Below are 10,594 nucleotides of genomic sequence, written 5' to 3'. Positions count from 1 at the left end.
AAAGTAGGATTTAGTCCGGAGCAACAAGAAAATTGGCTCAGCCATGAGATTCCCTTAGCAATTTATTGCTTAGGGAAAGGTCGAGCTTAGAGATCCATTATTTTGCACGAAGTGGGAAATAATTAGCTCTAAGTCGGCCCATGGCGTTCCAGCCAAATTTTCTTGTTGCGGAGGACGGCATTTTAACTAAACTTCAATTTCAAAACTGTTCTTAAAATATTGATTGCAGATTTTTGTAAATCACCTAAGTACAAAGTATTGTTATCTTTCCACTTTCCTGTTAACAAGACGTGATCATCATCAACGATTTGAGCTTCTCCAGTATAAACCCAAGTTTGGATTTGCTTATTCAAATTAGAATTGCTATCAACTCTAACTTTTACTAACACATCCCCATCGGCATCTAATACGAAGTCGTTCCACATTTCTGTTCTCTTGATGCCCTTAGTTTTAATATCAAGTTCTTCTTTAATTTTGATATTGCCCTGATCATCAAACTCTGGTCCAAAATCACTAGCTGCACAGAGCAAATCTTCCTTGGAACTTCCAGGCATAATTAAATCATTTCCAGCATGCATGCTTTCTTTAGGATCAGCGGAACTGAACCAATCGGTCATTACTAATCCCTTGAAATGCCATTCATCACGCAAAATATTCGTTAATAATTCAAAATTAGCACCTGAGAACGTTCCATTAACTTGATTGTATGAAGTCATCATTGCCACTGGTTGGCCTAATTTCACAGCAATCTCAAAATTACGCAAATAAATTTCACGTAGAGCTTGTTCACCAATTAAACTATCTCCGGAATTACGGAAACTCTCTTGGTTATTGCCAATAAAGTGTTTCAAGGTTACTCCAATTGTCTGGTGATCTTGTACCCCTTTAGTTTCTGATGCAGCAATCGTTCCAGAAAGATATGGATCTTCAGCAAAGTATTCAAAATTACGTCCACCTAGTGGATCTCTGTGAATATTCATTCCTGGAGCTAACCACAAATCAACTCCAAACTCGACCATTTCTTTACCAATGGCGAATCCAACTTTTTTAACCAAACTCTTATTCCAAGTCTGAGCCAATGCTGTTCCAATAGGCCATGCAGTTGCATAATGTGTAATTGTCTGACCGTTTCGTTCAAAGACTGGCTCTATTCTGATTCCAGCAGGTCCATCGGCCATAACTAAAGCGGGAACCCCTTTATGATCGATCATTCCAGTTTGTCCAGCAGCACCAGGTAAAATATCTGACGAGATACCAACCACACTATTCTCTTTAGTTGAAAGCTGTCCTTCGACTAAATCAACTAATTGCTTAGTAGATAAACTAGCCACAAATTCAGCCAGCTCGACATCACCATTATTAACGTCATCAAGTGTTTTTCCAGCAGCATTGCGAACTTGTTCTACAACTTCGTCTAAACCTTTACCAGGCAATGGATTTTCATCATTGATGAAAGTTGTAACATCAGATTTTTCTTGATATTGGATAAATTCAGTTTCTGGGAAATTATTAGCTTTCAAAATAAAACGTGGTACGTCAGTCACATTCTCCAATTCAACTTTGTTCTCTGTAAAGACAGTTGGATCAGTTTCCGGCTTCATCAATGAATCAACTTTTTTCAAAATAACTTTTTCATCAAGTTTAAACGAAGCAACGACTTTCGTATTACGTGAACTGTTACCTACTCGCAAAAGATAAGTCCCAGGCACTAGAACATAAGCTCCTAATTCATCATCGAAAACACTTAAATCACTCGTATCAATTTCAAAATCCACCTTCTGTTGCGCATTAGGACGCAATACAGATGTTTTTTCATAGCCAATTAAATCTTGATAAGGCGTAGGAATTCCCGTCTGTGGCTTAGAAACGTACACTTGAACGACTTCACGACCAGAATACTTATTGCCAATATTTTCGACATTAACACTTAGCTTAATTTTTTTCTCATTAACATTTACTTTTTGTGCTTTTAAATAGAAATCAGCGTAACTCAAGCCGTAACCAAACTCATATCTTGGTTTAACGTTGAAGCTATCAAAATAACGATAACCAACGTAAATACCCTCAACGTACTTAGGATTCTCCATACCAAAATTTTCTGAAGTTGGATAATCATCGTATGAATAAGCCCAAGTATCTGTTAATTTACCAGAAGGTGTTGTTGTACCGTCAATAATATCAACGACCGCATCTCCAGTTGTCATTCCCAATTGAGAAACGAGAACAACACTATCCAACAAAGGACATTCATCAATAAAACTAGTATCGATCACACCACCAACATTCAAAAGCAAAATGCTGTTAGTGTAATATTCACTCATTCGTTTAATATTTGAAAGTTCATTATCAGTTAATTTAAAATCGCCAGCTTCATTTTTACGATCATAATTTTCGCCAGAACTTCTTGAAATAACATAGATTCCAGTTAAACTATCTTCAAATTCACCGACTTCTGGGTCATCAAATTTAAAGGCTGGTGCTAATAAAGCTAAAGGATCATCTTTTAATTTTTCATCATGTGACTGTTTTTCTTTTTGGTAATAGCGATTCAAACGGTTCAACCAAGCCTTAGTAGTAACCGTGAAACCATGACTCTCTAGTCCATCCAGAATACTAACCATATTTCGTTGATTAACATCACCAGAACCAGTACCACCTTTGATTGTGGCAAAAGCCCCACTTCCGTACAAAGCTACTGTTTTATTTTTAATCGGTAAAGTAGCATTACGATTTTGTAATAAAACAATACCTTCTTCAGCTGCATTTTTAGCTAATTCTTTATTTTCTAATTCTCTTTGTGAAATAACGTTTTCCATCGCGACATTCTCCTTTGGTGGAAATGTAATTACCTTAATTTTACACTTTTAAATAATTGATTAAAAAGTAATTTCATAATCATTATATGTATTCTTTCAAATAGAAACATTATTAGTATGATTGAATTACAAAAAAAGGCCAGACACTGGCATGTCTGACCTTGAGTAACACATAGTTTTTTTATATATTCAGGCGATGACATTAAGATTTTTGGGACTGAAGATTGCCGTCTTCAGTCCTTTTTAATGTCCTCATTTACAAAAAAATAATAGCCCGAAATTTAAATTAAAGTCAACTGTGTTCTTAATCCTAATATTAGCGAGTAAAAACGCAGCATCTTGAAATTCTTAACTCCACATTATCCAAATGAAAATTCTAAATCAAAAGAACAGTTCACTAGTCTGGAGCAAAAGTTGAAAATGCGGTCAGCTGTGAAATCATTGTTAGTGGCTTTGCCACTTACAATGAGGCCGGACTTGAAGATCCATTATTTTGCACGGAGTGTGAAATAATTAGCTTCAAGCCGTGCCCACAGCGTTCCACCAGCATTTTCAACTTTTGCGGAAGACGGTAATTTAAACGTATCCCTAATTTATTCTATTTCTTAAAGAAAAATCGTCTCAAAACATATTTATGAATAACAATCATAAGAAAAATGACAACAACACCAATGATTATTTCACTAACTACAAAATTGCTTCCTAATACACTTTGTAAAACCCTAAGTAATGGATCATTCAAACCAACAATCAATAAAATAATAATTATTATATCCAACGTATAAATATTCATGGCAACCCCCTGATAAGAAAATATTATCATACTCATAATCATGTATAATATAGTAAGAAAAAATTTTGAGGTGAAATTATGCTTAAAGATAAACATATTGCAATTTATGTTACAGGTGGTATTGCAGCTTATAAATCATTGAACATTGTCCGTGCATTGATTAAACAAGGTGCTCAGGTTCAAGTTATTATGACTAAATCAGCACAAGAATTTGTTACACCACTAACCTTCGCTACCTTGAGTCAAAGACCTGTTATCACTGATAATTTCAAACCCCAAACCGCTACTGATGACTTTATTCCTCATATTAAATTGGCACTGTGGACCGATTTAGCCGTAGTCGTACCCGCAACTGCCAATATTATTGGAAAAATGGCTAATGGCTTAGCTGACGATATCGTTTCTACCAGTTTGCTGGCAACTAAAGCACCCAAATTGGTTTTCCCAGCCATGAATACCGATATGTATGAAAATCCTGCCGTTGAGCATAATTTACAAACTTTAAAACAAATGGGAATTCAAATAATTGAACCCGAAACAGGCTTTTTGGCCGAAGGAATGACTGGCAAAGGCCGCTTGCCCGAACTTGATGTCATAGTTAAAGCGATTCAAGAACAGTTTGCTGAGAAAAAACTGAAGGGTGTTAAAGTTGTTGTAACTGCTGGCGGAACTAAGGAAGCTATCGATCCAGTCAGATTTATCGGCAATCGTTCGTCCGGTAAAATGGGCTTTGCGATGGCTAAAATTGCCCGTGATCTAGGAGCTGAAGTAACCTTAATTACCACTGTGGCAGCACCATTTGGTGGTATGAATATTATCCAAATACAAACTGCTGACGAAATGATGAAGCAATTAAAAGATGTTTTTCCCACTACTGACGTTTTAATCATGGCTGCCGCTGTTGCCGATTTTAAACCAGTTCATGTAGCTGATCAAAAGATCAAAAAGAATGATGATGAAGATATTTTCACTATCAAATTAACTAAGAATCCCGATATTTTACAAACTATCGCCGCTACTAAATCCAAAGATCAATTTGTTGTTGGCTTTGCTGCTGAAACTCAAAATCTTTTAGAAAATGCTGAAAAGAAGTTAGCTAAGAAGAATGCTGATGTAATCTTAGCTAACAATGTTGCTCAAGTCGACGCCGGTTTTAACGTTGATACCAACAAAATTACCCTTTTACAAAAAGGACATCAGCCTTTAGTTTGGCCATTAATGTCTAAGGAAGATGTAGCCAAAAAATTCTGGAAATTCTATTTAAGTAAGTAAAACAAAAATGCCCTCTAGAACTAGGTAATCACTAGTTTTAGAGGGCATTTATTTCATTGTGGATTCTCCGAATTACTGTAGTAAATAGGTTCTGGCACATCGAAATCGTTTTGTTGTAACCAAGTACTAATTTGATCACCTAAATTCTGTGCCATCTGACTGGAAACCATGATTTGTTTCTTTGAAATATGATTAATGTGGACTCCCGCACTGATAGTGCAACTTCCCGGTAGACAAGGTTGAATAATTTTTCCAACACGAGTGGCTAGAACATCATCCTTATGAAATCTGCCGTCGTGACTAGGATATCGTATCGTCTGCATATCAATATTTTTCGTTAGAGTCGTGATAGTTCCAATATGAGGATTATCTCCACCCGTTATAGCGATAAATAAATCTTTACCAATGATAGTAATATCAGCTGTCATAGTGTAATTTTCTTTGGTAACTGAGAATTTCATTAAATTCCCTCCCAACGTCCGCCAATTGCATTGTCAATTCTTAAAGCATCTAGTTCTTTCATTGTTTGATGATCAACTAAATCTTGAATGGTTTCAGGATGATTATAAAATGCCGGAATTGGTGGAATCATTTGTACACCCATTTTCGATAACTTTGTCATGTTTTCTAAATGTATCGTATTTAAAGGCGTTTCTCTTGGTACCATAATCAACTTACGTTGTTCTTTCAGTGTGACATCAGCTGCTCGTGAAATTAAATTGTCACCGATACCTACTGCAATACTGGCGACTGTCTTCATACTGGCAGGAACGATTACCATCCCATCGGTTAAGAATGAACCACTAGCAATAGTAGCACCCAAATCATTATCACTGTAAAAGTAATCGGCTAATTCCTTAATCTCAGCTAAAGACATTTCTGTTTCTAACTGTAAATTTTTCTTAGCCCAAGCACTGAAAACAACATGTGTTTCAACATTCTCAATTGCCTTCAATTTTTTCATCAAATCAATTGCATAAATTGTGCCTGAAGCACCAGTTACACCAATAACAATTCTTCTTTTACGAGCCATCTTCACACTTCCTTATTTCAAATATTTTTGCCAGTCATCGACTTCCTTAAACTGAGCACGGACAAATTGATCTTTCATATCAAATGGTACAGTACCATCAATAATTGTCTTGGAACTCATACCACGGAAACGAATTGACTTAGGATCATATTGTGGTCTTTCAGATGGATCCAAAGGATGATTTCTCATACCTGGTAAAACCATAATATCCTTGTCGCCTTGGAATCTAGTATTCATTGTCCAAACAACATCGTTCATATCAAAGATGTCGACATCTTCATCAACTAAAAAGACTGTCTTCAATTCCTTAAAGGCTGATAGAGCTAAAATAGCTGCTTGTCTTTGAATACCTTCATCGGCTTCATTATCCTTGTGAATTTGCATAATAGTCATTAACTTACCGCCACCTGCTGGAGGATTATAAACGTTAACAACTTTTCCAGGAATAGCCTTGTCAACAAGTTCAAGAATACTTGCCTCAGTAGGAATTCCAGCCATGGAAACATGTTCTTCACTAGGACCAATTGTTGTCTGCATAATTGGGTTATCTTTACGGTGAGTGATAGCCTTAACTTTTACCACATTAACGGCTGGATTAGCATCACCATTGTAGCCTGGGAATTCAGGCATAGCTTTGCCAGTGTGTGTATTGATATCTTCTTGCATAGTTTGGTTAGGCATAATTTCGGCTTCAACTACGTATTCGGCACGAGCAATCGCCTTTTCATCAATTGTTTTGGCGTTAACGAGTTGAACTGCTTGATTACGCAAAGCACCGGCAATATTCAATTCGTCATAACCAAGTGGAGTTGTAGGTGGCTCAAAAGTTGCCCCAATGGTAATAGCTGGATCCAAACCAATATTAATTGTAATAGGCATAGGTTTATCTAGTTTTTCAAATTGTTTCTGGAAGTGTCCAATGTGACGACCACCAGGCATGATATACATACCAATTGTATCTTTGTCTTCCAAAACCATACGGTGAATCGTAACGTCTGTCATAGTCTTATCGGGATCTGAACCCAAAACTAATCCCATAGTAATATATGGACCAGCATCGTATTCAGTATTAGTTGGAGCTGGCAAAATCTTTCTGATATCGAAATCTTTGTCAGTAGCCTTATGAACAACTTCTTGTACAGGAGCTTTGTCAGAATCCACCATTACTGGAGCAACAGGATGTTCCACTGAATCCTTTAAAAGACGTCCCAAAGTCTTATAGTCATGATGCAAAATCATCCCATCACGCTTACGACTTGCCATCGCACCGATGAATACTCTTGTTCCAGGAAATCCTTTGACATTGTTGAACATCATTGCTGGACCCTCTTGAGTAGGACGTTTAACCGTTCCACCAGCACCGATATAACGGTAAACTCCTGAAAGTTCTGCATCCGGATCAACCTCAACATCAGTTTCATGATATTGACCAGGTTCTTTCTTTAATTCATCAATAACTCTTCTTAAATCATATGGTTGTTCTGACATTTAATTGCCTCCTCTTTGTCTTAACAGTGATTATTATAGGAGGGATATTAAGTGCGAACAATTCATGTTAATTTAAAAAGCATTCCATAATGGAATGCTTTTTTGAGAAATATTATAAAATTGATTAAAAAGCTTTTTAATTGGATCTGTATCCAAAAAACTGAATCATTACCGGAGAAATATTTGAAATTCCTATTGTCTTTTTAACACCTTCATCATCAAATCCCGACCAGCTGATATCGCCAAAATCTGGAATCTCTCTACTCCCAAACAATCTAAAAGCTTCAGCCATTTCACCCGCTTCAAAAAGCATATGTCTAAAACCTCTGAATCCATATTTAATAGTTGTTCTAAACAACGAAAAACAGTAACAAATCATTAAATCAGACGGTAATTTTTTATTTTCGTCATATGGATATATATACTTTGCCATTTTATTTAATTCTTGGCCACAAGAAACATAAATTAAATTTTGGGTATCATCATCTAAAACATATATGCCTCGACTTAATTTTTCAACAATATTATCTTTCGTAACAATAAGTATGGGAAAAATAGGATAAAGGGCTCCAGCGGACCCATAAGATCTATGATTAGATTGATTTCCTTTGCAAAACGAGAGAGAGATTACTTTAAGTAAATCTTCCCTTTTCATGGGAATTCTTTGAAACTCTCTTATACTCTTAATACCATATCCCTTCATTAATTTTATAGGCTTAAGTTGATTATCATGTGTAAAGAACGGAGACGTATTTTGAACTAACTCATATTTAAAATTCTCCTTTTTTTTCTTTCCATGTTCCATGGTATTCCAAACTCTTTTATATTTTAATAAGTCTGACGAACCAATATCATTATTATCAATAATATCTATAATTTTATTTTTCATTTTCTATCAACACTTTCATGTATGGCGGCGTATATATAATTAATGCTGCTAAAAACATTATTAAACCAAGTACAATTATTAGCGGTCTTAGCCCCACTAGTTTTAATAAAAATGGACTTGTTATTCCAGCTATCGGATTGGCGATTGAAAAAATTGTCAATACTGCCCCCACAGTTTTTCCAATATCAGATCTAGAGGCTGACATTTGTACGGCCGAAAAATAAATTATTGCCGATATACTATTAAAAAAGCCGTACAAAATCCATATAATTCCTACTAGAACCACATTAATGATACTTACAAAAGGTACTAATGAAAGCAAACCCAACAAAAATAAAGAGAAAGCTTGTCCAGCAAGATATATTGGATAAAAATGTAATTTACCAATTTTTTTTCCTAATTTTGTCAGAACAACTGTTCCAACAATTCCCCCAATCGTTAAACCCATATCTATAAAGTTGTATGTAAAAGAATACTTACCATATATATCAACACTAAACTTGGGCATCAAAAGCCATATGGTCCAATAGCAAAAATTAGTTACCAAAGCAATTGGTATCATTATGCTTACTAAATGATTTTTATATATAAGGAAAATACCCTCTTTTATTTTTGATTTTAGCCGAAATAATGATATATTATTACTCATTTTAGGTTTATCGTCTGCCTTTATTCTCGAAAGAGAAATAAAAGAAATAATGACAGATATCACAACACAAACCAAAGAATATTCTGGATCTTTCATCATAACCATAATTACTGAAAAACCGGATGATACAATTGATGATACTTGTGATGCTAGAGAAACCCATGAATTTGCAGATACAATATCTTCATCATTTTGTATAAAGGTTGGAGCAATAGACTCAGTCAATGGCATATAGACAATATTTAGACAGGCATTCAATATTACAATAGTTATAACAATATAAACATTACTTCCACCCATCATCAATATAGTTAATGCAATTATTAATGCAATTATTCTTATAAAAGCAATCATTCTTAATAATTTTAATTTACTTGATCGATCAACGATATATCCACCCATCATCGAACCCAGTACAGCAAGCATCGTTATCGTACCAATAGTCGATACAATTGATTGGTCTTTAGTAATTCTATATAAAAACCAATAGGCGTATGTTATAAAAGCGGATATAGAGAAACTACTAATAAAATCACTGAAAACTATTAACTTAATTTTCTTCATATATTATTCACCTACCAAAATGGAACTGTGCCTAATTTAAGAGGTTTGTCCGTTCGTAAAATTAATCTAGATACAAACGGTGTAGTACTTAACAATGTCTCTGGTTGTAATAATGTACTATAGGCTTTTATCGTATATCCATTTTTATTATTAATTGTGGAGAAATATGTTTGAGTTTTTTTCATTAACTTTTCTATGCTATATTTTTGAATATTATTATCTAACCTACTATTTGTCCTAGTTTCTAAAATATGTTTGTAGGTTTCCTCAAACCTCAACATATTTACGTTAATCTCACCATTCAATGCTTCCCACATATGTCCTCTATATGTGCCAACCGCTTCGAGTATTGCATGTTTACACGAGTATTCCAAACTAAATGATGTCCCTAATCCTAGTGAAATGTTAGGATATTCATTTGAATAAATAACACATAATATAGTAATCACTTTCCATTCATTTGGTATTTCAAATAGATCTACCCCCTTTACATTTGGAGAAATTTTGATTTCTTTTATCATTCTTTTAACAAGCTCTAACTGAGTTGTATTAACATCGAATAAACCATTTCCTTTATGCCACCAACTTGCAAAATCATCTCTCTCAATTAATTCCATGATTCCTTTTTCAACTGCAATTTTAAATTTATTATCATGAGCATAGCCACTATAAGTTATCCAACTTAATCCCTTCTTAAGGGGTAAAGAAATTGATATAGCAGCTGGAATTAATACTTTTTTACCATCCCAACGTGTAAAACATACGTATCTAGAATCATCACTACTGTACCAATCCACATCATTTTGGTTTTTACTATTCCACTCAGAAGGAATTAAACTTAATGGAATTATTTTATTTTTTTTTGTATAGGGCTTCATTTCATTAATAATCAAATTTGCAGATTTTTTTATATCATTTTGTTCATAGAATTCTTGCCTGACCTTTTCCGTCAAATGATCCACATCTCCGCCAAAAATTGTAGCTGATGGTCTAAAGCTTTCATCAATTGGCATTCGCATACTTGTAAATTTGGGCATACCCCACTTTTTTAAAATTTGTATTTTTTCCATATTTTTCACCAATAAACAAA

The 10,594-nt window shown here is 34.7% G+C and carries 9 protein-coding genes; 1 reads left to right on the top strand and 8 read right to left on the bottom strand.

The genetic code is table 11. The annotated features are described in order from the left end of the window. Window positions 1–182 precede the first annotated feature (182 nt). Window positions 183–2,816, bottom strand: a complete 2,634-nt coding sequence (locus tag ATN92_RS03260) for a glycoside hydrolase family 3 protein (protein ID WP_056951785.1) — start codon at window positions 2,814–2,816, stop codon at window positions 183–185. Between the two features lie 598 nt (window positions 2,817–3,414). Then, a complete protein-coding gene (locus ATN92_RS03255; protein WP_056951783.1) occupies window positions 3,415–3,609 on the bottom strand; it encodes a hypothetical protein in 195 nt (64 codons plus the stop codon). Between the two features lie 78 nt (window positions 3,610–3,687). Here ATN92_RS03255 and coaBC point away from each other — a divergent pair, with 78 nt between their 5' ends. Next, window positions 3,688–4,881 (top strand): bifunctional phosphopantothenoylcysteine decarboxylase/phosphopantothenate--cysteine ligase CoaBC, encoded by a 1,194-nt coding sequence (coaBC, locus tag ATN92_RS03250; RefSeq protein WP_056951782.1) that lies wholly within the window; start codon window positions 3,688–3,690, stop codon window positions 4,879–4,881. A gap of 53 nt (window positions 4,882–4,934) precedes the next feature. Here coaBC and lpdD read toward each other — a convergent pair whose 3' ends face one another. From lpdD to ATN92_RS03220, 6 genes are all read right to left on the bottom strand, one after another. Next, window positions 4,935–5,342 carry a prenylated flavin chaperone LpdD gene (gene lpdD / locus ATN92_RS03245; protein WP_056951780.1) on the bottom strand — a complete coding sequence of 136 codons (408 nt, stop codon included), beginning with the start codon at window positions 5,340–5,342 and terminating at the stop codon, window positions 4,935–4,937. Then, complete coding sequence (locus ATN92_RS03240; protein WP_056951778.1) at window positions 5,342–5,914, bottom strand: UbiX family flavin prenyltransferase; 573 nt, start codon at window positions 5,912–5,914, stop codon at window positions 5,342–5,344. Before ATN92_RS03240 ends, lpdD begins: the two co-directional genes overlap by 1 nt. A 12-nt stretch (window positions 5,915–5,926) precedes the next feature. Further along, window positions 5,927–7,402, bottom strand: a complete 1,476-nt coding sequence (locus ATN92_RS03235) for a UbiD family decarboxylase (protein WP_056951776.1) — start codon at window positions 7,400–7,402, stop codon at window positions 5,927–5,929. Window positions 7,403–7,538: 136 nt separating this feature from the next. Next, window positions 7,539–8,291, bottom strand: coding sequence for a nitroreductase family protein (locus ATN92_RS03230; protein ID WP_056951774.1), 753 nt, complete (start codon window positions 8,289–8,291; stop codon window positions 7,539–7,541). Then, window positions 8,281–9,504: an MFS transporter gene (locus ATN92_RS03225; protein ID WP_056951773.1), complete on the bottom strand. Its 1,224-nt coding sequence runs from the start codon at window positions 9,502–9,504 to the stop codon at window positions 8,281–8,283. Before ATN92_RS03225 ends, ATN92_RS03230 begins: the two co-directional genes overlap by 11 nt. A gap of 11 nt (window positions 9,505–9,515) precedes the next feature. Continuing rightward, complete coding sequence (locus ATN92_RS03220) at window positions 9,516–10,574, bottom strand: YcaO-like family protein (protein WP_056951771.1); 1,059 nt, start codon at window positions 10,572–10,574, stop codon at window positions 9,516–9,518. Window positions 10,575–10,594 lie beyond the last annotated feature (20 nt).

This window comes from Companilactobacillus bobalius (assembly GCF_009764355.1).
The sequence above is the reverse complement of the archived record's forward strand: the minus strand, read 5'-3'. Positions and strand labels throughout refer to the sequence as shown.